The following is a 23,874-nucleotide window of genomic DNA, read 5'->3' on the forward strand; positions in this document are numbered from 1 at the left end:
GGGAGGCGCGCATGGCAGTATTGTTGGGCGTGGATACGGGCGGCACCTATACGGACGCGGTATTGATCCGGGATGAAAAGGACGTGATCGCCACTGCCAAGGCGCTCACGACGCGGCAGGATCTGGCCATTGGTGTTGGTGCAGCAGTACGCGCGGTTTTGCAGGATTCCGGTATGGGTCCGGCGGAAGTTTCGATGGCGTCGCTGTCGACAACCTTGGCGACAAACGCGTTGGTGGAGGGCCAGGGGGGCCGTGTAGGCCTGATCAGTATCGGTTTCAGGGAACGCGATCTGGCGGCGCATGGATTGATTGAGGCGCTCAAGGGGGACCCCCATGTTGTCTTGGCGGGGGGCCACAACCACGCGGGCGGCGAGGCGCAGCCGCTGGACGCGGCGGGTCTGGATGCCTTTTTGACAGCCCATGGTTCGGATGTCAGCGGGTTTGCCGTTGCCAGCCAGTTTGCGACGCGCAATCCGGCACATGAATTGCGGGCGGTTGAGCGGGTTATGGCGCTGACGGGGCGGCCGGTTTCGGCCTCGCACCAGTTGTCGGCCAAGCTGAACGGGCCAAAACGGGCGATGACGGCAGTGCTGAATGCACGGCTGATCGGATTGATTGACCGGCTGATCGGGCGGGCAGAGCAGACGCTGCAGGATCTGGGGATCACAGCGCCGATGATGGTCGTGCGCGGGGATGGCGCCCTGATTTCCAGTGCGCAGGCGCGGGAGCGTCCGATTGAGACGATCCTGAGCGGGCCTGCGGCATCCATTGTCGGGGCGCGGTGGATGACGGGGGCGGATTTTGCCCTGGTCAGTGACATTGGCGGGACGACGACGGATGTGGCCCTGCTGAAGGACGGGCGGCCTGCGATTGATCCGGCGGGCGCGCGGGTCGGGCCGTATCGCACGATGGTCGAAGCGGTTGCCATGCGCACAACCGGGTTGGGGGGTGATAGCGCGGTGCATTTCCAGTCCGAAGGGTTGCGCGGCGGGGTGCAGTTGGGGCCAAAGCGGTTGTTGCCGCTGTCGCTGTTGGCGGTTGAGGCGCCTGATGTTGTGCACGCGGCGCTGGATGAGCAGTTGCGCGCGACGACCCCCGGCGACCATGACGGGCAGTTTGCGCGGGTTGTTCAGGGGCAGACCACCGAGGGGATTGGCCCCCGCGAGCAGGCGTTGCTGGCGCGCGTTGGCGATGCGGTTCATCCGCTTGGGCAGGTGTTGCGGGCGCGGGTTGAACAGGGCGCGCTGAAACGGTTGGTTGAGCGCGGGTTGGTACAGATTGCAGGGATTACGCCGTCGGACGCAAGTCATGTCCTGGGCCGGTTGGATGTCTGGGATGCGAGTGCGGCCCGCAAGGGATTGCAGATTTTCGGTCGGCGGCGCACCGGCGCGGGGGAGATGCTGGCAGCGCAGCCCGAGACACTGGCGCAGATCATCATCGACCAACTGACCCATCAGACGGTTTTGGCGTTGTTAGAGACTGCTTTTGCGGAGGAAGGTGGGTTTGACACCCCCGCAGAAGTGCTGGCCCGACATGAATTGATGCAGCGTGGTTTGGGCGGACATGCGGATCTGGTGCGGATTGATACCGGGCTTGCTGTGCCTGTGGTCGGGCTGGGGGCTTCTGCGCCCAGCTATTATCCGGCTGTGGGAGAGCGGGTTGGGTCGCAGATGATCTTGCCGGACCATGCTGGTGTGGCTAATGCGATCGGGGCTGTCGTTGGGCGCGTGACGATGCGCGAAAGTGGGACTGTGACATCGCCCAGCGAGGGCAAGTTTCGGGTACATATGCCGGATGGGCCGCAGGATTTCGGAGACAGGGACGCGGCTTTTGCCATGTTAGAGACTGCTTTGCGCGACAATGCACTGGCCGCCGCCAAGCGCGCGGGTGCAGCGGATATTCAGGTTTCAGTTGATCGAGATATCCGGGTCGCAGGCGTGGAGGCCCGCGAGGTGTTTGTCGAGGCGACGATCACGGTCGAGGCCTCTGGCCGACCGCGGGTGGCGCTTTAGGGCCTTTCCGACGCGGGAAAGGCCCCTTGAGCTTATTCGGCGGCGGCGCGTTTGGGCAGCACCCATCCGGGCCGGACAAAGTGGCAGGTGTAGCCGTTTGGCACGCGCTCGAGGTAATCTTGATGCTCTGGCTCTGCCTCCCAGAAGTCGCCGACAGGTTCGACTTCGGTGACGACTTTGCCGGGCCACAGGCCGGACGCCTCGACATCGGCGATGGTATCGAGTGCGATATCTTTCTGGCCTTCGTCCACGTAGTAAATGGCAGATCGATAGCTCATCCCACGGTCGTTTCCTTGCTGGTTGGGTGTCGTTGGGTCATGAATCTGGAAGAAGAATTCCAGTTGTTCGCGAAAGGACGTGACCGCCGGGTCAAAGATGATTTCGATCCCTTCGGCGTGCGTGCCATGATTGCGGTACGTGGCATTGGGCACGTCACCGCCGGTGTAGCCCACACGGGTTGAAATAATGCCAGGGCGTTTGCGGATCAGATCCTGCATGCCCCAGAAACAGCCACCTGCCAGAACGGCGCGTTCGGTTGTCATGTGATGTCCTCCACTTGGTCGGTATAGGCGCCATACCCTTCAGCTTGCATGTCGTCGCGGTGGACGAACCGAAGAGAGGCGGAGTTGATGCAGTAGCGCAGGCCGCCCCGGTCGGGCGGGCCGTCATTGAAGACGTGGCCCAGATGGCTGTCGCCATGGGTACTGCGCACTTCGGTGCGGACCATGCCAAGTGACATGTCTCGCAGTTCGTTGATGTGCGCGGGTTCAATCGGTTTGGTAAAACTGGGCCAGCCGCAGCCGGATTCGTATTTCGCACCGCTGGCGAAAAGCGGTTCGCCCGAGACGATATCAACGTAAATGCCGGGTTCTTTATTGTTCAAAAGCGCGCCGGTGCCGGGCCGTTCTGTCCCGCTTTCCTGCGTGACGTAGAATTCTTCGGGTGAGAGCGCTGCAATCGCATCTGGGTTCTTTTGGTACTCGGCCATGTGACCTCCGGTTCTTGTCTGTCTCGCATAGATGGGGCGTTTGTGTGAATTTGAAAGCCTTTCGGCGGCTCATGCAACTTAAAGTGAACCAAACGGGGAGCTGGGGCGTAGAATTGCCAAAAGGGAGAATGCGATGCGTCTGATCCTTGCAAGCCTAATGGGCGTTTTCTGGACAGTTGCCGCTGTGGCAAGCCCACTGAACGTGACCTTTGCCAATATTGATGGCGGCACACATGATTTGCGGCAGTGGAAGGGCCAGCCTGTGCTGGTTGTGAACACGGCCTCGGAATGTGGTTTTACCTATCAGTACGACGGGCTGCAGGCGCTTTATGATAAGTACAAGGGTCGGGGCCTGATTGTGCTGGCGGTGCCGTCGGATGATTTCAATCAGGAACTGGCGTCGGCCAGCGAGGTCAAGGAATTCTGTGAGATATCCTTTGGTCTTGATCTGCCAATGGCGGACATTTCGCGGGTGAAGGGGCGGCAGGCGCATCCCTTTTACAAGGCCGTGAAGGCGCAGACCGGCTTTGTGCCGCGCTGGAACTTCAGCAAGGTGCTGATTGGTCGTGACGGTCAGGTCGTTGCGACCTGGGGGTCAAACACCAAGCCGCAGTCGCGGTCCATCGTGGATGCGATCACGCCATTGTTGAATTAGCGGCAGGCGGCTAGGCTTTGCAAAAGTCCGGAGCCGCGTATGACCCGCAAAAAGCCCACTGTAGACACTGCATATGCCCTTGAGACGCCCGAGGACAGCAAGCGGCTTTATGCACAGTGGGCGGATACCTATGATCAGACGTTTGCGGCAGACATGGATTACCTGATGCCGCATACCATCGCAGAGGCGTTTGTGGCTGTCGGGAAGGGCCGGTCGCCGGTGCTTGATGTCGGTGCCGGAACCGGTTTGCTGGTGGCGCATGAAGCGATGCGCGACGTGCCGCGGATTGACGCCTTGGATATCTCGCCGGAGATGTTGAGGGTTGCGGGCGGGCGCGGCGTGTATGACGGGTTGATCCAAGGGGATCTGACACAGACCTTGCCGATTGAAGACAACACCTATGCTGCGATCCTCAGCGCGGGGACGTTCACCCATGGGCATGTCGGCCCCGACGCGCTGGATGAGCTGATGCGGATTGCGAAACCCGGTGCGGTTTTTGTGCTGGGCATCAATGCGGCGCATTATGCGGAACAGGGTTTCGAGGCGAAACTAGCCGCATTAGAGCCGCATATTCAGGGATTGATGATCGATACCGTGCCGATCTACGGACCCGGCGCGGATGATGCGCATCGCGATGATCAGGCGCATGTGGTCACCTTTTTCAAGTCGCCATCCTGAAGATGGACGCCCTTGTTGGCGGCGTCAGTTCTGGCCAGACCACAAGACCTTGCCGTCCGAAGCTTCCATGCCGGGCGGAATGCCATGCGCGGCGCGGTAGCTTTTGGAGAAATGCGAAAGCGACCGAAAACCGCAGGCCACGCAGACATCGGTCACCGACAGGGACGTTTGCCGCAGAAGATTGCGGGCTTTTTCGAGACGCATATGCAGGTAGTGCCGCTTGGGTGATGTGCCAAGATAGCGTGCAAAGAGCCGTTCCAGCTGGCGGGTGGACAGCTTGACCAAATCGGCAATCTCGTCAGGGCGCAGCGGGTCTTCGAGGTTGTTTTCCATGATCTGCATCGCGAGCAACAGCTTGGCATTGCGCACCTCGGGCCGCGATTGCAGTGACATGCGCTGGCCCTGTGAGTGGGCGCGCGGCACGGTATAGACCATTTGATCCGCGACCCAGGTGGCCATGTCGATGCCGTAGTCGGTCTGCACACGGTGCAGCATCAGATCCATCGACGCCGCGCCGCCAGCGGTGGTGAACACGCGCCCGTCCACGGAATAGATCGTGTCCTGCATGATCACATCGGGCAGCATTTCGGCCAGGGCGGTTTTGTACTCCCAGTGGGTGGTGACCTCTTTGCCGCCGATCAGACCCGCCAAGGCCAGAGTGTAGGTGCCTGATGACAGCGCGCCATAGTCCATGCCCTTGCGGGTTTCACGCCGCAGCCAGTTCAGCAGGGCCTTGCTGCTGCCTTCGCCGGCCTTCTCGCCTGCGCAGACGATAACGGTTTCATTGCGGTTCAATTCCGTCAGGCCGGTGTCGACGTTGACCTCGACCCCGTTGTAGGCACGCACCGGGCCGCCGGTTTCCGAGATCAGGCGCCAGGAATAGTATTTGCGCCCCGAGGGGTGGTGATTGGCCAGCGACAGCGCATCCAGCGCGCAGGAAAATCCCAGCGTCGAAAAGCCCGGAATCAGCACAAAGGCGTAGGCTTTGGGTGGGGCATCTGAGGGATCTTGAGTGTCGCTCATGATCAAGCGTTACAACATTGCGTCGGCCCTGGATCAGGTCCGTGTGCGGCGCGGTGTGTCGTTCTTGGGCTATGCGCTGCGGTTTTGGCGCGATACCTGCACGGCCAGGATCCCGCCTGCGATCACTAAAACGCCAAGAATGTCGCGCCCGCCCAGTTGTTCGCCCAGCAGCAGGGCGGCGATGGCCACGCCAAAAAACGGATTGAGGAAATGGAAGGTTGCGGCCCGGGTGGCGCCGACACGGTTGACCAGCCAGAACCAGACAACCGTCGCCAGAAGGCCGGGCACCAGGCAGGTGTAGGTGAAGGCAAAGAACAGGGGCCAGGATGGATCGACCCGCGGGGTTTCGAAGATGAGGGTCGCAATGGCCAGTGCGAGGCAGCCAAAGAGCATTTGAAGACCTACGATCATCAGAAAGTTGCCGCCCGAGGTGGCGCCGCGCACCAGCAGCGTTGCGGCCGTCAGGGCAAGCACGCCGATGGCGCAAAGCAATACGCCAAACATATCGACATCCGTGCCCAATCGCGCGCCCATGATCAGCGCCACACCGATAACACCGGCGATCAGCCCCGCAATGCCCAAGGGTCGCAGGCGTTCGCCCAAAAAGACCCATGCCGCCAGCCCAACGAGCAAGGGCATGGTTGAGGCGATGATAGCGGCAAGCGATGCCTCGACTGTCTGCATGGCGACAAAGTTGAGGCCAAGGTAGACAGCGTTCTGCAAGATGCCAAAGATGATGGTTGCGCGCCATTGTGCGGGGGTCAGTCGCCAGCTTTGCCCCAGTGCCGCCGCGATGCCGACGCCCAGCAGCCCGGAAATGAGATAACGCACCGAGAGGGCAAAGAGCGGGGACGCGTCCGCGACGATGATCCGCGCAGAGGTAAAGGCCGAGGACCACATCAGGGCAAAGGCAAGCCCCATCAATATTGCGCGGATATCCATCTGTGCCCCGACCCTTCAGTTTGACCGACAGTTTCCCAAGCAGGGCAAAAGGGCAAGGCCTGCCGCACAAACGAAAACAGCAGCCCCGAGAGGCTGCTGTCGTGACCCGAATTCATGATCAGATTAGTTTGTCGCTTCTTCTTCTGGCGCGGGGCCGACAGAGACCAGATAGGCCCAGACGTTCGCCGCGTCTTCTTCGTCACGCAGCTTGAAAGTCATCTTGGAGCGCGCCTTGCTGTCGTCCAGTGTTTCGCGCAGGAAGGCACGTGGGTCCTGAACATAGGGCACAAAGGCTTCTTCGATCCATACCAGACCGCCCTCGCCCGCGGCGACAAGATCATCGCCGTATTTCTTGCCGAACTCTTCGTCAGAGCCAGCGACACGTTCAAAAATCCCGTAGAGGTTCGGACCGTTCCGCCCGCCCTTCTGGATCGCTTCCCCATCTGCATCCACGATTGAGTGGCAGGCCTTGCACTTGCTGAATACTTTTTCGCCCGCCTCGGCATCACCTGTGGCGTGACCATCGGCAAAGGCGGTTGTTGTCATCAGTCCGGTGGCCAAAGCGGCCATGCTCAGTAATCTCATTCGAATCGCTCCTAGGATATGCTTTTCGAGTTTAACGTAGGCTCTTGAAGCCTGAGGTCAAATTCTTGGCATGAAGAAATCGTGATATGTGTGGTTCAAAGCAAAAGGGCCACCAAATGGCGGCCCTTTGTGTCTGTGACCGTGCTGTTGCGTTAGCCGTTCACGCTGTCCTTGAGTGCCTTGGCGATGGTCATCTTGACCACCTTGTCGGCGTCCTTCTTGAACTGCTCACCGGTCGCAGGGTTGCGGACCATGCGCTCGGGGCGTTCGCGGCAGTAGATCTTGCCAACGCCGGGCAGTGTGACGGCACCGCCGCCGGACACTTCACGGGTGATCAGGTTGCACACTGCTTCCAGTGCGGCGCCTGCGGATTTCTTGTCTGTACCCATTTCATCTGCCAGAGCGGCGACGAGCTGAGTCTTTGTCATTGGTTTGGTTGCCATGCTTCTTTTTCTCCTTAGACCGCCCGAATGTTGGGCCTCTGTCGGAGAATGTAGCGGCATCTTGTAGGGCAACACAACGAATAGTGGGCCAAAAAACCAATAAAACTGCGGTTTTTTGCGGTTTTTCGCCTTTAAAGGAAGGCTGTTTCGTCAAACGAGCGCAATTTCCGGCTGTGGATGCGTTCCAGCGGCATTTCGCGCAGGTGTTCCATTGCACGGATACCGATCATCAAATGCCGCGAAACCTGCGATTTATAGAAGTCCGAGGCCATGCCGGGCAGCTTTAATTCACCATGCAGGGGCTTGTCCGAGACGCACAAGAGCGTGCCGTAGGGCACGCGGAAACGGTAGCCGTTGGCGGCGATGGTGGCACTTTCCATGTCCAGCGCGATAGAGCGCGATTGTGACAGGCGCTGTACCGGACCGGACTGGTCGCGCAGTTCCCAATTGCGGTTGTCGATTGTGGCCACGGTGCCTGTGCGCATAATGCGCTTAAGCTCGTAACCCTCAAGCTGGGTGACCTCGGCCACGGCCTTTTCCAGGGCAATCTGGATTTCGGCCAATGCCGGGATCGGGATCCAGACGGGCAGGTCATCATCCAGCACGTGATCTTCGCGCAGGTAGGCATGGGCCAGGACAAAATCGCCGAGGTTCTGGGTGTTTCGCAGGCCTGCGCAGTGTCCGACCATCAGCCAGGCATGGGGGCGCAGGACCGCGATGTGGTCCGTGGCGGTCTTGGCGTTCGAGGGGCCGACGCCGATGTTGACCAGCGTGATGCCGCCGCCATCCTTGCGCTTGAGGTGATAGGTGGGCATTTGCGGCATCTTAAGCGTGGGCGGAATGGGGGTGTCGCCATCCGTGATCTCGACGTTGCCGGTGGAGACGAAAGAGGAATAGCCGCTGTCGGGGTCGTTCAGTTGCGCGCGGGCGTATTCCTCAAACTCGGTTACGTAAAATTGGTAGTTGGTAAAAAGCACGTGGCACTGGAAATGCTCTGCGTTCGTGGCGGTGTAGTGCGATAGCCGCGCAAGCGAATAATCCACGCGCTGGGCAGTGAAGAGAGCCAGCGGGCGCAGGTCGTCTATCGACTTGTACGTGCCATTCACGATGTCGTCGTTTGTGGTGCTGAGGTCAGGCACATCAAAGATATCGCGCAGGGTAAAGTCCGCCGCACCGTCCTGGGGAACATTCACGCTTTCGTCGGCAGTGACGGCGAAATGCACCGGAATGGGCGTTTCAGAGGGGCCGACGATAACGGGCTGTTCGTGATTTTCGATCAGCAGGCGGATCTGCTGGATCAGGTAATGGCGAAAGAGATCGGGGCGGGTGATCGTCGCGGCGAAGGTACCGGGGGAAGACACATGGCCAAAACTGAGGCGGCTGTCCACGCTGGCGTAGCTTGATGTGGTAAAGCGCAATTCGGGATAGAAGGCGCGGATGCGGGTGTTTTCGGGGGTGTCTTCCATCGCGGCGTTGAACTTTTCACGCAGAAAGGTCGTCGCGTCTTCGTAAAGTTCGGTAAGGCGGTCAACAGCTTCGGTCGGGTCCATGAACGCCTCGGCATGGGGGGCGTCGGGTGTGAGGATTGCTGGTGTGCTCATTTTTTGTTTTCCTTGTTCTTTTTGGGGCACATTGGCCCATTGATTATTGCACGATCACGTCAGTGAATTCGAAAGTGCGCACGTCGACCAGCCCCAGATCGGAGATCCGAAGCTCGGGGATCACCACGAGGGCCAGAAGTGAGTGCTGCATGTAGGCGTTGTTGAGGGTGCAGCCGCAGTCGCGCATGGCCTGCATCATGTTTTCGGCCTTGGCTGCGACATCTGTCGCGGGGTTGTCTGACATCAGGCCTGCGATGGGCAGTTCGACCAGCGCGCGTTCTTCGCCGTCCTGGAATATCGTGATACCGCCGCCGACGTCCTTGAGGCGGTTGGCGGCCAGTGCCATTTGATCGGCATCGGTGCCGACAACAATCATGTGGTGGCTGTCATGGGCCACGGTGGAAGCCATGGCCATGCACCCCTTGTACCCGAACCCGGAGACAAAGGCGTTTACGACACCTCCTGTCGCGCGGTGGCGTTCGACAAGTGCGATTTGCGCGACTTCTCCGGTGGCTTGTACGCGGCCTTCGGTAACGGGCAGTTCGAACTGCAGTGCCTTGGTCGGGGCTTGGTTCTCGACAACGCCGATGACATTGGCGGTCACGCCGTTGGCGCCTTCGGGGGCAGAGATTGCGAAATCATCTACTGTCAGGGTGCGTTTCATGTTGACGGTGGCGCGCGCATGGTCGGGCCAGGCGTAGTGCGGGCAGTCGACGATGCAGGCGCCGTCCTGCGCGACAATCCGACCGCGCGCGATGACAGTTTCGATGGGGAGCGATGTCAGGTCTGACGTCAGGATCACATCGGCACGGCGGCCCGGCGTCAACGAGCCGATGTCGCGCTCGAGACCAAAGTGCGTGGCGGTATTGATTGTGGCCATTTGCAGGGCGATCAGCGGATCGCAACCACAGTCAATCGCATGGCGGACGACGCGGTTCATGTGACCGTCATTCACCAGCGTGCCGGAGTGGCAGTCGTCGGTGCACAGGATCATGTTGCGGGGATCGAGGCCTTTTTCCGTGATCGCGGTAATCTGTGTTTCGACGTCATACCATGCGCTGCCCAGCCGGATCATTGACCGCATGCCCTGCCGCATGCGCGCGATTGCGTCGGCTTCGCAGGTGCCTTCGTGATCGTCAGCCGGGCCGCCTGCGACATAGGCGGCAAACGCAGGTCCCAAATCGGGAGAGGCATAGTGGCCGCCGACGGTCTTGTGGGCCCGTTGGGTTGCGGCGATTTCGGCCAGCATCTGCGGATCGGCGTTGCTGACGCCGGGAAAGTTCATCATTTCGCCAAGGCCGATGATGCCGGGCCATTGCATCGCGTCGGCCACGTCCCGGGCGCTGATTTCAAAGCCTGTGGTTTCCATCCCCGGGGCCGAGGGCGCGCAGGAGGGCATCTGCGTGAAGATATTGACGGGCTGCATCAGCGCCTCGTCATGCATCATGCGCACGCCTTCCAGCCCCAGCACATTGGCGATCTCGTGCGGGTCCGTGAACATGCTGGTCGTCCCATGCGGGATGACGGCGCGGGCAAATTCCGCCGGTGTCAGCATGCCGCTTTCGATGTGCATGTGGCCGTCGCAAAGGCCGGGGATCATGTAGCGGCCCTTGGCGTCGATGATCTGTGTGTCATCCCTCCGGCACTGCGATGCGTCCGGCCCGACAAAGGCGATCCGGCCTTTGACGACCGCGATATCATGGTCCGGCAGGGCTTCGCGGGTGTGGACATTGACCCAGATGCCGCCGGTGATGATCATGTCCGCAGCCGCACGGCCTGCAGCGACATTGACCAGATCGGCGGCCACATCGGGCCATGAAGGGAAAGTGTCTTGCGTCATGGCATAACATTTCACAGGGTCAGGGCAGGTTCAAGCGGGGGAACGTGCGATGGATTACGAGAGCATTTCGGCAGAAGATTTCGGCGCTGGGCTGAAGGGTATCGGGCTGAACCTGCTGGTGCGGGACGTGGGCCGCGAAGTTTCCTTTTTAGAGACTGTTTTCGGGATGAAGGCGTTTCAGCCGACGGCTGATTTCGCGATCATGCAGTACGGCAATCAGGTGTTTCAGCTGCACAGTGACGGCACATATCATTCCAACCCCTTGCTGGGGCTGGTGCCCGAAAGCCCGCCGCGCGGAGGCGGGATTGAGATCAGGCTTTACGACAGCGATCCAGAGGCGGCTTGCGCTGTTGCCGAAAACGCGGGCGGGACGATCCTGCAAAAGCCGACGGACAAGCCGCACGGGCTGCGCGAGGCATATATCCTGTGCGAGAATGGCTATGCCTGGGTGGCGAGCCGACCGCTTTGATCGCGCCCCGATGTAGGTTCGCCGAAATTCCGCAATTCTGATCTAAGCCAGGCGCAGAAAGTAACGGCCTGTTCCATCTGGGCGGCTTGTGGCGATTGCAGCAGAAAAAACGCCTCTTGCATGGGTGCACGATGGGAAAAGGGCGCAATAAGCGCGCCGGTCTGAAGATGTTGCCGGGCTGCCAAGTCATAGGCAAGGGCCAGCCCGCCACCAGAAAGCGCAACCGCCAGCGAGACCGAATAGGTTGACGCGTAGGTGATAGGCGGATTTGGCCAATTTAGAGACTGTTCTTCGGCCCAGACCGACCACATGCCCATCATGTTCGTGCAATCGAACAGAGGCTGTTGGTGTAGCGTTTCCAGCGTAACCGGATAGTCAGCGGCGCAGACTGGATAATAGAAGTCGGTGTACAAGAGCTCTGCATGGATCGTGTCGGCGGGGCGCAGGGAATGCCGGATTTCGATATCGATCCCTTTTGCCATGTCGCGCGGCTGCCAGATTTCGGTTGATATGTTCAGTTGAATGTCAGGGTGCTGCCTGCGAAACGCCCCAAGCCGGGGTGCCAGCCAGTGAATTGCGAAGGTCAGGTTGCATTGAATCTGCAAGACATCCTGTGTGGCGCGGGTGATGGCGCGGGTGCCGTGGCTAAGCGTGCGGAAGGCGTCACGCACGACGGGCAGATAGGAAAGGCCGGTCTCTGTCATTTCCAGCGTGCGGGGGCGGCGATGGAACAAGGGGCGGCCCAGATGGCCCTCCAGCGATTTGATCTGCTGGCTTACGGCGCTTTGGGTCATATTGAGTTCGAGTGCCGCACCCGTAAAGGACAGGGTGCGCGCTGCTGCTTCAAACGCACGCAGCCAGTTGAGCGGTGGGAGGGTGTCGCGCGGCGCCATAAATTACCCATTAGCATGACTTATGGATTACCCATAGTTTTTTCGTTGGTCATGCGGGTCCTGCGCGGCGCATTCTTTGGCCAAATCAAAGGAGACTCGCATGTCTGTCACGCACCTCAAACCTAACATGGATCACTGGCAGGAACGTGTCGATCTGGCTGCTGCCTTTCGCTGGACAGCCCGGTTGGATATGCATGAAGGCGTGGCCAATCATTTCTCGCTGGCGGTGAATGACACAGGCACGCAGTTCCTGATGAACCCCAATCAGGTGCATTTCAGCCGGATCAAAGCCAGCGATCTGTTGCTGATTGACGCCAATGATCCCGAAACGCTTGAGGGCCCTAATGCGCCGGATCCAACCGCCTGGGGTCTGCATGGGGGCGTGCACCGCGCCTGCAAACACGCGCGCTGTGTGATGCATGTCCATTCCATCTACGCGACGGTACTGGCGTGCTTGCAAGACAGCCGCCTGCCACCGATCGATCAGAACTGCTGTACTTTCTACAACAGGATCGTGATCGATGAGGATTATGGCGGTTTGGCGTTCGAAGACGAAGGTGACCGCTGTGCCGCGCTGCTGACGGACCCCAAGCAGAAAGTAATGGTCATGGGCAGCCACGGCGTCATGGTGATTGGCGATACCGTGGCTGAGACGTTCAACCGGTTGTATTATTTCGAACGTGCGGCAGAGACCTATATCAAGGCGTTGCAGACGGGCCTTCCCCTGCGCCGCATTTCTGATGACATCGCTGAGAAAACCGCCAGCGAATTGGAGCAGTATCCCGATCAGGACACACGGCATCTCGAAGAGCTGAAGGCGATTCTGGACGACGAGGGATCAGATTATGCCGCCTGAAATCGATATTCGGGGTGAAGCGGATCGATGGCATTACCATCCGGGGACGGTTGTCGAAAACAATCCGCTGTTCGACTGGCCACCGCGCCCGCGGGCCGTTCTGCAATGGTACCGGGCCTATTGGCTGGTAATTTCGACCACCACGCTCAGTTTGCTGATGGCCGTGCTGGCGATTTGGCTTTGGGCACCGTCACCGGATCAGACCGCGATGCCGGGTGGTTGGGTGATTGCGATCTGGCTGGGGTTTCTGATCCCGCACAGCGCGCTGGCAGGTGGCCTGCATCTTTGGCTTTATCGCGCCAAAGGGCAGGGCCATAGGCTGAAGTATGACCAGCGCGGACAGGCGGAGAACAACGGCACCTTCACGTTCCGGTCGCAGGTGCGTGACAACATGTTCTGGTCGCTGGTCAGCGGGATCAGTTTTGCCACGCTTTATACGGTGTCGTGGTTTTGGGCCGCGGGCAACGGCTGGGCAGCGACGACATCATTTGCGGAAAACCCGGTCTGGTGGGTGGCGTGGTTTCCGCTGATGCTGCTGTGGGGGTCCTTCCATTTCTATTGGGTGCACCGGGCATTGCATGTCCCCATCCTGTACCGGGTGGCCCATGCGCTGCACCACCGGAACGTCAATGTGGGGCCGTGGTCCGGCATTTCGATGCATCCGCTGGAGCATGCGATCTACTTTTCTTCATTGCTGATCCATTTTGTCATTCCCACCAGCCCGATGCATATCCTGTTTCATGTATATGCCTTCACCCTGCACCCGATCTGTTCGCATTCAGGCTTCGACGGGTTGCTGGTGACGGACAAGAAGCGCGCGCAGTTGGGCGACTTCTTTCACCAGCTGCATCACAAGTATTTCGAGTGCAATTATGGCACGGTGGAAATGCCGTGGGATCGCTGGTTCGGCACCTTTCACAACGGCACAGCCGAAGCGACAAAGCGCACGCGGGCCTTCAAGAAACAGATGTATACGAAATGAGCGATCGCAAGGAATGGAACCACACACCGGCGCTGCCGATTGCGGTTTCGCCGTTGTGGCAATGGCCGCCGAAGCCGATTTCGGACATGTAAGAGTCAGACTATGCCCGGTGACGTTGACATACAGGGTTAGATTGATGATCGAGCGCTTGTTAGTCTTTCGTGACGGACGAGCAAACTAGTCCCGGATGTCAGACACCGTTTTCGGCAAATTGGCGAGAAAGGCCTTGAATTCAGATCTACTGATTTCGAGCGTGCCCTCGCCTGTCACAACATGTTTCGAACCGCCATCGTTATTTAAAAGAATAAGGCGCGGCGATCCGGCGCAGTCGGGGATAACCTGGCAATCCAGATGGCCATCGTTGTAGACCAACCACAGGTCATCAGCTTTATTTTTTTCAAGAGCCTCAAGAAATAAATTCAACCTGCCTATGATCCGTGGCAACGCCGCGGATCTACTATTGAGGCCGACCGCGAGAAAACGACCATCACCGATGTCGGACCGCCGTCGTCCGATCTTTACGTTACCATCACGCACCATGAATGAGGTGTCGCCGACGAAAAGTCGCTTGGCATTTGCTGTGACGGTTTGGGGCAGGGTGATGGTCGGAAAAATTTCCCCAAGTTCGAGCGCTGCAAGGTCTGATTGCGTGAGACCTTTCGCAAGAACACCGCCTTGGGAATGCGACAGGAGAGACTGTCCAAAACCAAACTCCAGGGGACCGAAACCGGCAGCGTCAAGAAGGGTGGGCGTGATATCAAAGTGGGTGCCTTGGGCGGTGATTTCCTGCGGCGTACTGTTTGTGTTAAAGATAGAAAAAAGGAGGCGCCTGTCGGCTGCTTCCAAGATACTTGATGCCGTGTTGCGCATGGCCAGATGGTCCGAAAGCACCGCAATAATCGTTTCTTTGCCCTCAGGCCCTTGCAGCGTCTCGCGGATAAATCGACTGATAAGCTTGTCCGAACAAGACACTGCCGTCAATATGTCCTTCCCAACAGAAAATTCAGATGCGCATTCAGGAGAGGGATGCCCGTAAGGGTGATGCGTATCGAGCGTCAAGAGCGTTAAAAAATAGGGGGTAGCAGACTTGGCAAGCTGGTTGCGGACTCTGCCGACTTCCTCAAACAACTGCGCATCGTAAAGGCCCCATGGGCTTCTCTGCGCAAACTTTTTGAGCTCGTCGTAACCAAATACTGCTTCATATCCATTTGCACTTAGAAAGTTGCCTTTCCCGGCAAAATCAAGCGAGGCACCGCCCATGTAGGTCGTCGCATAACCCTGAGACTTAAGAAACTCGGCGAGGCAGGTGATGTTCTGAAACGGATTTTCGACAGACGCAAGTATCTGGTTGCCGCTGTTTCTTGAAATCAATGGTATTCCACATTGAGAGGAAACTATTCCCGCCGCCGTCCAACTGGTACCCGGATACTGGTGGATATTTGTAAAATTTATCCCGTTGGAACGGAGGGTTCTGAGTTGCGGCATGATGTCGCCGAAAAGATCCTCTCTAAGGTAGGTTTGTTCGAGCGACTCTGCATAGATGAGTATGATATTTTTGGGTGTTTTGCCTGCCGGGAGACCGCTGATCCTGGGTCGCTGGATTGAACTATTCAGCTTGGCCTGCAGTAGTGCGTTGTAGGTATAATGGCTTTGCAGATAAAAGAGCGTGGAATGTCCGGGCACAAACAATACAGCGGCCAAGATCAATGAAAGAGGGCCGATGATCCGGGAGAGAGGCGGACGTACAGGTTGCCAGATATGCAAGGTCATGACGGATGCGAGCAAACCAAAAAGAAAGCATGTTGTCGCAACTGTTGGCCAGAAATAAGCCTGAAGGGCGGCACCGAAAGTTGACCCATCAAGATGCGCGAAAAAGCGGAGGTCAGGCAGTGTGCCCTGCATGAAAATGCTTACGGCACCAGCGAGCGATAGAGAAAGGTAAGAAATTGCCAAAAGGAGTAGGATCACCCCTACTAATTTTCCGTGCCTTGCAGAAATCAGGAATAAACCAAAAAGGATCCCGGACACAGCCCAAATTACAACAAGGCGGTTGGGCACCAACGCTGCAATGGAAAGTGCCGGAAGTCCCCAAGAAAATAACCAAATCGTGGTCAGCAGAATACGCCTTGTATCATTCATGGTAAAAGCCGGAAGCCCCAAGGTTATTGAGGAAAGACTGGTATTCTAGACTATTGATCCGCGACGGAGAGCCATGTACATAAATCGGAAGTGTCGTCAGATCTTTGCGCAACGCCGCGAGGTGCTTCTTAGCAAATGTCTCGGGGATCGTCAGTGCAATGATGTCTGACGACATCGCTATGGTTCCAATCATTTCCGGCGTAATGCGACCCATTTTGTAGATGGTAAGAATCTTTGCTTGGTCCCGAAGGTAAGGTGCATCTATCTCGGCCTCTGAGTAGACCTGAATAACAACCTGATCGCGTACAAACTGCTTACTTGAAGCAGCCTCCAGATGGGATAGAAGCGCCAGCTGCACATCGGGATATTTGGTGTCAGTAACAAGCTTTGAGCCGGGACGAGCAGCAAGCCACGCAACAAGTTCTTGCAGCGTCATCCCTGTGAGGCCGTGATCGGACAATTCTGTACGAAATTCATTTAAAGTGGGCCGGACGCGGCCTCTGTTTTTCCAATCATGTGCCAGCACGATCTGACCGGCGCAGGTTGGCGCAAAGTCGACCTCGAAGACCCGGCGGCCAAGACCGTAGTTTCGCTCAAGTGCCTCAAGACTGTTCGTGTAGGGTTGTCCCAAATATGCCCCCCCTGCATGTGCAATATCAAGACAGCATTCCAAGCGGTCAAACTCATTATGGTATCGCACGTAAGGGGGATCGACCTCTGATGAAACAACGGCGTCCATTTCCGGAGCCGGGCCTGGTGCCGATGTGGGTGAAACATCGATACAGTCGGCGTTCAATGGCGATTTCCAGAACCAGAAACCGAAACTTATGACAATCACAATGCTTAGCAGGGCTACGGTGAGCGTGTAATATGGGTTCTTCAAAACCGAGCACTTTCCAGAACGAACATTCAAACACAACAAAAAATCTCTTTTTCAGGTTATTAATTTGTTCTTTAAGTTACAACATTTTCTCATTCCTGACCCGGTTGAACGAGATGTACCAGAACGCTGGTACCGAAAGGCGCGAGGAGGTCAGAGCTGATATAGCTCTGCCGCCGCGGTATTCTCTGTTTTGTGGCGTGGGTGCCTTTGGCTGACAACGTGTGCGGTAAAGCCTATGCTATTTTGGCACGGTTGATCTCTGGCCGAGCCGATGATTTAGTGTCCTCTGCGCAGACCGAACAAAGCGCACGCGGGCCTTCAAGAAACAGATGTATACGAAATGAGCGATCGCAAGGAATGGAACCACACGCCCGCGCTGCCGATCGCAATTTCACCCCTGTGGCAATGGCCGCCGAAGCCGATGCAGGTGGTCAAGTGGTATGCGGATGCTTGGTTCATTCTGACCATAAACACGTTCATTCTGGCGATCGCATGGGTCAGCTATCTGTGGCTGTCGCCGAGCCTGACACAGACCGCGACGCCGGGGGCGTGGATCGGGCTGATCTGGCTGCGCAATCTGGTGATCATCAGCGTGATCGCCGGCGGGCTGCATCTGTTTTTCCATTCCTATGCCGCGCAGGGCACAGACAAAAAATACGACCCGCGTCCCTTCCCGCGCAAAGGCCGGGTGTTTTCCTTTGACGATCAGGTGAAAGACAACATGTTCTGGTCGCTTGCGTCCGGCGTGACGGTCTGGTCGCTTTTTGAAGCCTGGATCTGGTGGGCGCTCGCCAACGGATACGCCCCGCTGACCACGTTTGCGCAGACACCGGTCTGGTTTGTTGCGTTCTTCTTTCTGGTGCCTGTCTGGGACAGTTTTTATTTCTACTGGATCCACCGATTGCTGCACACCGATGCGCTTTACCGGTTCCACGCCCTGCACCACCGCAATACGGATGTGGGGCCGTGGTCAGGCCTGTCGATGCACCCGGTCGAACATCTTTTCTATTTCGGCACGATCCTTATCCATTTTGTCGTGCCCAGCAGCCCCGTGCATGTGATCTTTCACCTGATGTTCTATGCCATCTTTGCGGTGACCACCCATACCGGGTTCGAGGGGTTGTGGTTTCGGGATCTCAAACGGCTGAGCCTTGGCACCTTTCATCATCAGCTGCATCACCGGTATTTCGAGGTGAATTACGGCAATCTGGATGTGCCCTGGGACAAGCTTTTCGGGTCATGGCATGATGGAACGCCGGAGGGCAAAGCCATGATGCGCGAGCGGCTCAAGGCACGCCGCCGCACACCCTAAGGCGCTAACCCCTTCTTCATCTTTCTTTTAAACTCAAGCCAACCTTACAGCTTTTCATCTGCGGTGCGGTCTGGACGTCACCGTCCCGGCACCTTGTCCCGCGCGGCTGCCGGTTCCCAGTTCTCGATCAGGTCAACCGCTTCCTGTGCGGTTTCGACAAAACGGAAAAGATCGAGATCTTCGGCTGAAATGGTGCCCGCATCCGCCAGGGCGTCCCAGTTGATGATCTTTTCCCAGAACGCGCGGCCAAACAGCAAGAACGGCACCCGTTCCATCCGACCGGTCTGGATCAGGGTGAGCGATTCAAAAAGTTCATCCATGGTGCCAAAGCCGCCGGGAAAAACGCAGATTGCCCTGGCACGCATCAGAAAATGCATCTTCCGGATGGCAAAGTAGTGGAAGTTAAAGCAAAGCTCGGGAGTGACGTATTCGTTGGGGGCCTGTTCGAACGGCAATACGATGTTCAGCCCGATGGAGTGGCCCCCCGCATCGATCGCACCGCGATTTCCTGCCTCCATCACGCCGGGGCCGCCGCCGGTGACGATCACGTCTTCGGTGCCGTTGCTTTCCATGGATTTGAGCGTCATCAGCCGCGCGAATTCGCGGGTTTCGTCGTAAAAGCGCGACAACTCTGCCAGCGTTTCAGTCCGGGCGGTGTCCTTTTTGGCGGGCTCCGGGATACGCGCGCCGCCAAACAGAACGATGGTTGAGGTGATCCCCGCCTCATCCAACAACAATTCGGGCTTGAGAAGTTCCAGTTGCAACCGCGCGGGCCTTGTTTCGGGCCTGCACATGAAATCGTCGTCGGTAAAAGCCAGCCGGTAAGCTGGCGCACGGGTCTGCGGGGTATCCGGCACCTCTTCCGCCTTCTGGCGGTCCATGTGGGCGTGGCGCAAAGGGTGGCGGGTGTTGTCTTTCATGGAGGTCTCCCAAATCCGATCAGGCCAGCGTGGCGTGGTTCCAGCCGACTTGCAATGGCGTCATTGACCAACATAGCCCAGGCGCGCAGGATAGCCCGCGAAAACGGGAGACGGGCCGATGCTGCTGGAAACCAAGACGTGTGATTTTGACTGGCCCGCGCCGGAGTTTGATCTGGCGACCCCGGCGGGCGTGCGCCATTCGCGTGATGGGGTGATTGGCGAGAAAGGGATGCTGGTCGCATTTATCTGCAATCATTGTCCCTATGTGGTCGCGGTGATCGACAGGCTCGCCGAAGATATGAATGCGCTTGAGGCAATGGGCATCGGATGTGTTTGCATCATGTCAAACGACTATCGCGACTATCCCGCCGATGCGCCGGAAAAGATGACGGTTTTTGCGCAGACCCATGGGCTGCAAGCGCCCTATCTGGTGGACGAGAATCAATCCGTTGGCCGGGCCTATGGCGCGGTCTGTACGCCTGACTTCTTTGGCTTTGATGCGGATGGCGGACTGCAATACCGGGGCCGGCTGGATGACGTGGGGATGCGCGGGGATGCAGGTGCGAGGGTGCCCGAGCTCGTGAACGCCATGCGCCAGATAGCCGAGACCGGTCAGGGTCCGCGCGATCAGACGCCGTCGATGGGGTGTTCGATCAAGTGGTCTTGAACGATTGCGCGACGTCAACTGCGCAGGTATAGCCCGCGCAGCACAAAGGAGAAGCCGCATGTCCAACGCCCAACTTGAGACCGCCATCGAAGCTGCATGGGAAGATCGCGACAGTATCACGCCCAGCACAACGGGCGAGACGCGCGAGGCGATCGAGGATACGCTTGATGCGCTCGACAGTGGCAAGCTGCGGGTTGCGGAAAAGCAAGAGAACGGTGACTGGCATGTGAACCAGTGGGCCAAGAAGGCTGTACTGCTGGGGTTCCGGATCAAGGAAATGGAGCAGCAGGACGGCGGCCCGCAAGGCGGCGGCTGGTGGGACAAGGTCGACAGCAAATTCAAAGGGTGGGGCGACAACCAGTGGCAGGCGGCGGGCTTTCGCGCCGTGCCCAGCTGTGTAGTGCGCAAATCCGCCTACATCGCACCGGGCGTGGTGCTGATGCCGTCCTTCGTGAACCTTGGCGCCTACGTGGATGAGGGGACGATGGTCGATACCTGGGCGACGGTCGGATCCTGTGCACAGATCGGCAAAAACGTGCACTTGTCCGGTGGGGTCGGCATCGGTGGCGTGCTGGAGCCGATGCAGGCGGGTCCGACCATTATCGAAGACAACTGCTTTATCGGTGCGCGTTCAGAGGTGGTCGAAGGCTGCATCGTGCGCGAAGGCTCTGTGTTGGGGATGGGTGTGTTCATTGGTCAATCCACCAAGATCGTGGATCGCGAATCAGGCGAGGTCATGTATGGCGAAGTGCCCAGCGGATCGGTGGTTGTGGCGGGGTCAATGCCGTCCAAGAACAACATCAACCTGTACTGCGCGGTCATTGTGAAGCGCGTGGATGAACGTACACGATCCAAGACGTCGATCAACGAGCTCCTGCGCGATTAATCTTTTCGCTGCATCGGGAACAGGGGCTGGTCTCGCGGCGTTTGTCCTTTAGTTCAATTTAGGAGACTTCAAATGACGGGCATCGGTTGGTTTGCAGCTATCATCGTTGGCGGCCTTGCGGGCTGGCTGGCGGAAAAGTTCATGAAACGCGACCACGGTCTGCTGATGAACATCATCCTTGGCATTGTCGGGGCGGTCGTTTTCAATTTCATCCTGATGGCGATCTTCGGATCGACGCTGGGAGGATGGATCGGTCAGCTCTTTGTAGGATTTGTCGGCGCGTGCATTCTGATCGCCGCTGCGCAGATGCTGCGCAACCGGGGGTCCTGACGGCTTCCCAAATTTGTAAAACCGCGCTAGGGCTGCCGTTCGTATCGAAAGGCGGCCCTTTTCATGTCTGAACCAAAAAAGAAGAAAAAACCCTCGCGTCAGCAGGTTTATACACTGGTGGTTCAGATTGGCCGCAAAGAGGGCGACGGCCTGCCTGACACGGCCACCGGTGCGGCGCTGATGTGCTTTGCCTCAGGGGTCGATGAGGCCGAAGCGGTGCGCGAAACGGTGGCCATCCTCAAACAGGCCGACACGGCGCCGCTGGATGTCACAGGCTATGGCACGCTGGCAGACCGCGAGGCCGAGGGTCAGACGATTGATGCAGAAGAACGCGCATTGATGCAGCGGGCGCTGGATGAAAACGCGGTGATCGTGGCGCAGATGACGCCGTTCTACGACTGATCTTGCGGTCGCGGCAGGGCAAAATAGATACTGTCACACCATTCATCGCCCAGTCTGATCGTGGCCGACGCCCGCCCGGTTTCGGCAAATCCCATCTTTGTCAGAAGTCCGATTGAGGCGGCATTGCGCGGATCGACATCCGCTATGATGCGCGCAAGTCCAAGATCGGTGAAGCCGTGCCTGATCAGGGCGCGCAGGGCCTCGCTTGCAAGCCCCTGACCCCAGGTGTCACGGTGAAAGATGAACCCGATCTCGGGAATCTGCCAAAACCCTGCCTTGCCGATCACCCGGCCTTCGTGCTCGACGACAAAGTCGGAGAACTGTGTGCGATCCGCGTTGATCATGGCCGCGACAAAGGCCTCGGTCTGGGCGATGTCGTCATGGGGCAGCGTGCTCCAGAACTTCATGGCGTCCCGGTCGGTAAAGACCGCGTGAAGCGGGGCGGCATCGCCCGTGCGGGCGGGGCGCAGCAGCAGGCGTGATGTTCTGAGTTCAGCCATCTCGTTTTCCTTAGGTGGGACATGGACAAACGCCCATTCCATGCATCTAATTCCCACGTGCTATCACAGCGGAAAGGACAGGAAAATGTCAGGCGAAACCGACCTGGATACGCTTTTGCGCGGGCTCTCAGCCGATTTGGTGGAGGGAGTGTTTGTTTTTGCAACCCTGTCGCAGGCCGAGGTGCCTTTGGGGCTGGCACCGCGCATGATGTTTCAGGAATCCGAGGGGATCACGCTGATCTTGCTGAAAGAGCAAGCCGAAGTGCATGGGCTGGCCTATGAATTTCCCTGCCGGATGATCACCCTGAACGTACATTCCGCGCTGGCGGCTGTGGGATTCATTGCCCGGATCTCAACCGCGCTCGCTGACGCAGGCATGGGGGTGAATCCGGTCGCAGGGTTTTACCATGACCATCTTTTTGTGCCCGAGGGGCGTGAAGGTGACGCGATGCGGGTGCTTGAGAATATCGCTCAGGCAGCGCGCTGACGCGCGAGGTGTATCGCTTCGAAGTGACGTAGAACCTGATGCGACGGGCGTCCGTGTTCGGGCAGGCCGTGCCGATCGAGATCACGCAAGACACTGCTGGCAAGCTCATCGGGTCGCCGCCGGATGCGCCCTATATAAAGGCTTTCCAGTGCCGTCCCCGCCGCAAGCATGGTTTCGTGTTTGGGCAACAAGAGCTGCGTGTAGGAAACCGTCGGCCCGCAGGGCGCTGCAAAGCCGGTAAAACCGTTCACCAGATGGCTTGCCGGGACAAGCACGGCCTCTTGCCCGAAAAGGTATTCGACTTCTGGTCCGTCAATCAGCAAGTGTTGCTCGGGGCTGACGGTAATGTCCTGTTGCAGACCGAAATAGGGCGCGCGCAGATGGATCGGGCGAAAGCTGCCACGGGCGGGCACGGTGCGGGTGATGCTGTGCACCACCGGCACCACCCCTGAGGCACGTGTGGTGACAGTGTCGCCCCGCCGAAGATCGCCCGCGGCCTTGTAATCCCACGGCGTTGCAATCGGCACGTCCGACATCAGGCTGGGCATCGGGCCCACGGGTTCGATCGCGTCTGAGAGCGCGGCAAAGATCATATCGGCAGAAAACACATGGCTGCCCCTGCCCAGCATCAGATCGCGCAGGTCCCCCAGCGATAGCGGTTGGGGTGCATCGATCTGCACGCTTTTGATGACCGATTCCTGCGGTTGTTCCAGGGTCATTCGCGCCCATCTGGCTGCGGCATCCCAGGAATACGTGATGCGGATGAAATCGCTGCGTGCGACATTGCTCACGCGGATTTCAGCGCGCGCGGTGTGATTGGCCATGGATTGGATAAAGGCGACGCCGCCGCCGGGCAGGCTGCGAAACAGCATGCCGCGTGGCCAAGGTTCTGATTCGGCATAGCCAAACAGATCGCGCGTGGTTTCATCGTCGTTCAGCCGCATCTCGAACAGCAGGGTCCCGCGGGAAACCAGCAATCGCGGATCAGGTGACAGACAGGGTTCATCCCGCCGATCGACACCCAGACCATTCAACGACAGCTTGCGGTCGTCATGATCACACAGCGCCAGCCACGTCATGGCCGCACCTCAATGTCTTTGAATACACCGCCTGCTGGTCCGTCTTCGGACCTCATACCCAATACTGTCATTCTGCCCGCACCGTTTGTTCAAAGGCAGAAATGATCAACAACAGCCCGCGCATTGCGTAGCGTGTTACATTCATTGGTCTGGTGGAAGGCCCTGTTTTCAGGTGCCATCCGGCTGCTGATGCCCTGCCTCGGGTCATTATTACGTTCAGACTAGCATGGATCACGGGTTCGGGAAGCGTTTGATCTGTCATCCCCCTTGGCACCGCGCCATTTTCGCCACAAGAATAGGCG

The 23,874-nt window shown here is 58.4% G+C and carries 26 protein-coding genes; 12 read left to right on the forward strand and 14 right to left on the reverse strand.

Annotation, left to right across the window (positions count from 1 at the left end; translation table 11 throughout):
* Positions 1-11: 11 nt before the first annotated feature.
* Positions 12-2,012, forward strand: coding sequence for a hydantoinase/oxoprolinase N-terminal domain-containing protein (locus H9Q16_RS16110; protein WP_191076430.1), 2,001 nt, complete (start codon positions 12-14; stop codon positions 2,010-2,012).
* A 32-nt stretch (positions 2,013-2,044) separates the two neighbouring features.
* Here H9Q16_RS16110 and msrA read toward each other — a convergent pair whose 3' ends face one another.
* The gene (gene msrA, locus H9Q16_RS16115; RefSeq protein WP_191076431.1) at positions 2,045-2,554 is read right to left on the reverse strand and encodes a peptide-methionine (S)-S-oxide reductase MsrA; all 510 of its coding nucleotides are present in this window, start codon (positions 2,552-2,554) and stop codon (positions 2,045-2,047) included.
* A complete protein-coding gene (gene msrB, locus H9Q16_RS16120) occupies positions 2,551-3,000 on the reverse strand; it encodes a peptide-methionine (R)-S-oxide reductase MsrB (RefSeq protein WP_191076432.1) in 450 nt (149 codons plus the stop codon). The genes msrA and msrB overlap by 4 nt, the downstream gene beginning before the upstream one ends.
* A 133-nt stretch (positions 3,001-3,133) precedes the next feature.
* Here msrB and H9Q16_RS16125 point away from each other — a divergent pair, with 133 nt between their 5' ends.
* Together H9Q16_RS16125 and H9Q16_RS16130 are read left to right on the forward strand one after the other, a co-directional pair.
* Positions 3,134-3,655 (forward strand): glutathione peroxidase, encoded by a 522-nt coding sequence (locus H9Q16_RS16125; protein WP_191076433.1) that lies wholly within the window; start codon positions 3,134-3,136, stop codon positions 3,653-3,655.
* Between the two features lie 39 nt (positions 3,656-3,694).
* On the forward strand, positions 3,695-4,333 hold the full coding sequence (locus H9Q16_RS16130; RefSeq protein WP_191076434.1) for a class I SAM-dependent DNA methyltransferase: 639 nt from the start codon (positions 3,695-3,697) through the stop codon (positions 4,331-4,333).
* Positions 4,334-4,357: 24 nt separating this feature from the next.
* Here H9Q16_RS16130 and H9Q16_RS16135 read toward each other — a convergent pair whose 3' ends face one another.
* From H9Q16_RS16135 to ade, 6 genes are all read right to left on the reverse strand, one after another.
* On the reverse strand, positions 4,358-5,356 hold the full coding sequence (locus H9Q16_RS16135; RefSeq protein ID WP_191076435.1) for a GlxA family transcriptional regulator: 999 nt from the start codon (positions 5,354-5,356) through the stop codon (positions 4,358-4,360).
* Positions 5,357-5,425: 69 nt separating this feature from the next.
* Positions 5,426-6,298 (reverse strand): DMT family transporter, encoded by an 873-nt coding sequence (locus tag H9Q16_RS16140; RefSeq protein ID WP_191076436.1) that lies wholly within the window; start codon positions 6,296-6,298, stop codon positions 5,426-5,428.
* 123 nt (positions 6,299-6,421) lie between these two features.
* Positions 6,422-6,883, reverse strand: a complete 462-nt coding sequence (locus tag H9Q16_RS16145) for a c-type cytochrome (RefSeq protein WP_191076437.1) — start codon at positions 6,881-6,883, stop codon at positions 6,422-6,424.
* Between the two features lie 152 nt (positions 6,884-7,035).
* Entirely contained in the window at positions 7,036-7,311 is a 276-nt protein-coding gene (locus tag H9Q16_RS16150; protein ID WP_425507706.1) for an HU family DNA-binding protein, read from the reverse strand.
* 146 nt (positions 7,312-7,457) lie between these two features.
* Positions 7,458-8,927, reverse strand: coding sequence for an AMP nucleosidase (locus H9Q16_RS16155; protein ID WP_191076439.1), 1,470 nt, complete (start codon positions 8,925-8,927; stop codon positions 7,458-7,460).
* A gap of 43 nt (positions 8,928-8,970) precedes the next feature.
* Positions 8,971-10,767 carry an adenine deaminase gene (ade, locus tag H9Q16_RS16160; protein ID WP_191076440.1) on the reverse strand — a complete coding sequence of 599 codons (1,797 nt, stop codon included), beginning with the start codon at positions 10,765-10,767 and terminating at the stop codon, positions 8,971-8,973.
* Positions 10,768-10,816: 49 nt separating this feature from the next.
* Between ade and H9Q16_RS16165 the strand changes: the two genes are divergently transcribed.
* Positions 10,817-11,236, forward strand: coding sequence for a VOC family protein (locus H9Q16_RS16165; protein WP_191076441.1), 420 nt, complete (start codon positions 10,817-10,819; stop codon positions 11,234-11,236).
* On the opposite strand, the gene H9Q16_RS16170 is transcribed toward H9Q16_RS16165, so the two are convergent.
* Complete coding sequence (locus tag H9Q16_RS16170; RefSeq protein ID WP_191076442.1) at positions 11,206-12,129, reverse strand: LysR substrate-binding domain-containing protein; 924 nt, start codon at positions 12,127-12,129, stop codon at positions 11,206-11,208. The genes H9Q16_RS16165 and H9Q16_RS16170 overlap by 31 nt on opposite strands.
* A gap of 100 nt (positions 12,130-12,229) precedes the next feature.
* Between H9Q16_RS16170 and H9Q16_RS16175 the strand changes: the two genes are divergently transcribed.
* Both H9Q16_RS16175 and H9Q16_RS16180 read left to right on the forward strand, forming a co-directional pair.
* Complete coding sequence (locus H9Q16_RS16175; RefSeq protein ID WP_191076443.1) at positions 12,230-12,985, forward strand: class II aldolase and adducin N-terminal domain-containing protein; 756 nt, start codon at positions 12,230-12,232, stop codon at positions 12,983-12,985.
* On the forward strand, positions 12,975-13,967 hold the full coding sequence (locus tag H9Q16_RS16180; RefSeq protein WP_191076444.1) for a sterol desaturase family protein: 993 nt from the start codon (positions 12,975-12,977) through the stop codon (positions 13,965-13,967). The genes H9Q16_RS16175 and H9Q16_RS16180 overlap by 11 nt, the downstream gene beginning before the upstream one ends.
* A gap of 177 nt (positions 13,968-14,144) precedes the next feature.
* On the opposite strand, the gene H9Q16_RS16185 is transcribed toward H9Q16_RS16180, so the two are convergent.
* Together H9Q16_RS16185 and H9Q16_RS16190 are read right to left on the reverse strand one after the other, a co-directional pair.
* Positions 14,145-16,106: a sulfatase-like hydrolase/transferase gene (locus H9Q16_RS16185; RefSeq protein ID WP_191076445.1), complete on the reverse strand. Its 1,962-nt coding sequence runs from the start codon at positions 16,104-16,106 to the stop codon at positions 14,145-14,147.
* Positions 16,099-16,989, reverse strand: a complete 891-nt coding sequence (locus H9Q16_RS16190; protein ID WP_191076446.1) for a PI-PLC domain-containing protein — start codon at positions 16,987-16,989, stop codon at positions 16,099-16,101. Before H9Q16_RS16190 ends, H9Q16_RS16185 begins: the two co-directional genes overlap by 8 nt.
* Before the next feature lie 340 nt (positions 16,990-17,329).
* On the opposite strand from H9Q16_RS16190, the gene H9Q16_RS16195 reads away from it, so the two are divergent.
* On the forward strand, positions 17,330-18,301 hold the full coding sequence (locus H9Q16_RS16195; RefSeq protein ID WP_191076447.1) for a sterol desaturase family protein: 972 nt from the start codon (positions 17,330-17,332) through the stop codon (positions 18,299-18,301).
* Between the two features lie 77 nt (positions 18,302-18,378).
* On the opposite strand, the gene H9Q16_RS16200 is transcribed toward H9Q16_RS16195, so the two are convergent.
* Positions 18,379-19,221 carry an LOG family protein gene (locus H9Q16_RS16200; RefSeq protein ID WP_191076448.1) on the reverse strand — a complete coding sequence of 281 codons (843 nt, stop codon included), beginning with the start codon at positions 19,219-19,221 and terminating at the stop codon, positions 18,379-18,381.
* A 118-nt stretch (positions 19,222-19,339) separates the two neighbouring features.
* Between H9Q16_RS16200 and H9Q16_RS16205 the strand changes: the two genes are divergently transcribed.
* From H9Q16_RS16205 to H9Q16_RS16220, 4 genes are all read left to right on the forward strand, one after another.
* Positions 19,340-19,888, forward strand: coding sequence for a thioredoxin family protein (locus H9Q16_RS16205; protein ID WP_191076449.1), 549 nt, complete (start codon positions 19,340-19,342; stop codon positions 19,886-19,888).
* 58 nt (positions 19,889-19,946) lie between these two features.
* On the forward strand, positions 19,947-20,774 hold the full coding sequence (dapD, locus tag H9Q16_RS16210) for a 2,3,4,5-tetrahydropyridine-2,6-dicarboxylate N-succinyltransferase (RefSeq protein WP_191076450.1): 828 nt from the start codon (positions 19,947-19,949) through the stop codon (positions 20,772-20,774).
* 72 nt (positions 20,775-20,846) lie between these two features.
* Positions 20,847-21,104 (forward strand): GlsB/YeaQ/YmgE family stress response membrane protein, encoded by a 258-nt coding sequence (locus H9Q16_RS16215; protein WP_191076451.1) that lies wholly within the window; start codon positions 20,847-20,849, stop codon positions 21,102-21,104.
* Positions 21,105-21,167: 63 nt separating this feature from the next.
* Positions 21,168-21,506: a hypothetical protein gene (locus H9Q16_RS16220; RefSeq protein WP_191076452.1), complete on the forward strand. Its 339-nt coding sequence runs from the start codon at positions 21,168-21,170 to the stop codon at positions 21,504-21,506.
* On the opposite strand, the gene H9Q16_RS16225 is transcribed toward H9Q16_RS16220, so the two are convergent.
* Positions 21,497-22,006, reverse strand: a complete 510-nt coding sequence (locus tag H9Q16_RS16225; RefSeq protein ID WP_191076453.1) for a GNAT family N-acetyltransferase — start codon at positions 22,004-22,006, stop codon at positions 21,497-21,499. The two genes, H9Q16_RS16220 and H9Q16_RS16225, sit on opposite strands and share 10 nt — an antisense overlap.
* A gap of 85 nt (positions 22,007-22,091) precedes the next feature.
* On the opposite strand from H9Q16_RS16225, the gene H9Q16_RS16230 reads away from it, so the two are divergent.
* Positions 22,092-22,493 (forward strand): ACT domain-containing protein, encoded by a 402-nt coding sequence (locus tag H9Q16_RS16230; protein WP_191076454.1) that lies wholly within the window; start codon positions 22,092-22,094, stop codon positions 22,491-22,493.
* Here H9Q16_RS16230 and H9Q16_RS16235 read toward each other — a convergent pair.
* Complete coding sequence (locus H9Q16_RS16235; protein ID WP_191076455.1) at positions 22,478-23,572, reverse strand: Hint domain-containing protein; 1,095 nt, start codon at positions 23,570-23,572, stop codon at positions 22,478-22,480. The genes H9Q16_RS16230 and H9Q16_RS16235 overlap by 16 nt on opposite strands.
* Positions 23,573-23,874 lie beyond the last annotated feature (302 nt).

Source organism: Sulfitobacter aestuariivivens (genome assembly GCF_014763045.1).
GTDB lineage: Bacteria > Pseudomonadota > Alphaproteobacteria > Rhodobacterales > Rhodobacteraceae > Sulfitobacter > Sulfitobacter aestuariivivens.

Excerpts from the sequence above, each read along its gene's own strand:
- ade (WP_191076440.1), bottom strand. The coding sequence starts at position 10,767 with ATGACGCAAGACACTTTCCCTTCATGGCCCGATGTGGCCGCCGATCTG.
- H9Q16_RS16225 (WP_191076453.1), bottom strand. The coding sequence starts at position 22,006 with ATGGCTGAACTCAGAACATCACGCCTGCTGCTGCGCCCCGCCCGCACG.
- H9Q16_RS16145 (WP_191076437.1), bottom strand. The coding sequence starts at position 6,883 with ATGAGATTACTGAGCATGGCCGCTTTGGCCACCGGACTGATGACAACA.
- dapD (WP_191076450.1), top strand. The coding sequence starts at position 19,947 with ATGTCCAACGCCCAACTTGAGACCGCCATCGAAGCTGCATGGGAAGAT.
- msrB (WP_191076432.1), bottom strand. The coding sequence starts at position 3,000 with ATGGCCGAGTACCAAAAGAACCCAGATGCGATTGCAGCGCTCTCACCC.
- H9Q16_RS16130 (WP_191076434.1), top strand. The coding sequence starts at position 3,695 with ATGACCCGCAAAAAGCCCACTGTAGACACTGCATATGCCCTTGAGACG.
- H9Q16_RS16235 (WP_191076455.1), bottom strand. The coding sequence starts at position 23,572 with ATGACGTGGCTGGCGCTGTGTGATCATGACGACCGCAAGCTGTCGTTG.
- H9Q16_RS16155 (WP_191076439.1), bottom strand. The coding sequence starts at position 8,927 with ATGAGCACACCAGCAATCCTCACACCCGACGCCCCCCATGCCGAGGCG.
- msrA (WP_191076431.1), bottom strand. The coding sequence starts at position 2,554 with ATGACAACCGAACGCGCCGTTCTGGCAGGTGGCTGTTTCTGGGGCATG.
- H9Q16_RS16220 (WP_191076452.1), top strand. The coding sequence starts at position 21,168 with ATGTCTGAACCAAAAAAGAAGAAAAAACCCTCGCGTCAGCAGGTTTAT.
- H9Q16_RS16185 (WP_191076445.1), bottom strand. The coding sequence starts at position 16,106 with ATGAATGATACAAGGCGTATTCTGCTGACCACGATTTGGTTATTTTCT.
- H9Q16_RS16180 (WP_191076444.1), top strand. The coding sequence starts at position 12,975 with ATGCCGCCTGAAATCGATATTCGGGGTGAAGCGGATCGATGGCATTAC.
- H9Q16_RS16205 (WP_191076449.1), top strand. The coding sequence starts at position 19,340 with ATGCTGCTGGAAACCAAGACGTGTGATTTTGACTGGCCCGCGCCGGAG.
- H9Q16_RS16165 (WP_191076441.1), top strand. The coding sequence starts at position 10,817 with ATGGATTACGAGAGCATTTCGGCAGAAGATTTCGGCGCTGGGCTGAAG.
- H9Q16_RS16170 (WP_191076442.1), bottom strand. The coding sequence starts at position 12,129 with ATGGCGCCGCGCGACACCCTCCCACCGCTCAACTGGCTGCGTGCGTTT.
- H9Q16_RS16230 (WP_191076454.1), top strand. The coding sequence starts at position 22,092 with ATGTCAGGCGAAACCGACCTGGATACGCTTTTGCGCGGGCTCTCAGCC.
- H9Q16_RS16150 (WP_425507706.1), bottom strand. The coding sequence starts at position 7,311 with ATGACAAAGACTCAGCTCGTCGCCGCTCTGGCAGATGAAATGGGTACA.
- H9Q16_RS16200 (WP_191076448.1), bottom strand. The coding sequence starts at position 19,221 with ATGAAAGACAACACCCGCCACCCTTTGCGCCACGCCCACATGGACCGC.
- H9Q16_RS16175 (WP_191076443.1), top strand. The coding sequence starts at position 12,230 with ATGTCTGTCACGCACCTCAAACCTAACATGGATCACTGGCAGGAACGT.
- H9Q16_RS16215 (WP_191076451.1), top strand. The coding sequence starts at position 20,847 with ATGACGGGCATCGGTTGGTTTGCAGCTATCATCGTTGGCGGCCTTGCG.
- H9Q16_RS16195 (WP_191076447.1), top strand. The coding sequence starts at position 17,330 with ATGAGCGATCGCAAGGAATGGAACCACACGCCCGCGCTGCCGATCGCA.
- H9Q16_RS16135 (WP_191076435.1), bottom strand. The coding sequence starts at position 5,356 with ATGAGCGACACTCAAGATCCCTCAGATGCCCCACCCAAAGCCTACGCC.
- H9Q16_RS16140 (WP_191076436.1), bottom strand. The coding sequence starts at position 6,298 with ATGGATATCCGCGCAATATTGATGGGGCTTGCCTTTGCCCTGATGTGG.
- H9Q16_RS16110 (WP_191076430.1), top strand. The coding sequence starts at position 12 with ATGGCAGTATTGTTGGGCGTGGATACGGGCGGCACCTATACGGACGCG.
- H9Q16_RS16125 (WP_191076433.1), top strand. The coding sequence starts at position 3,134 with ATGCGTCTGATCCTTGCAAGCCTAATGGGCGTTTTCTGGACAGTTGCC.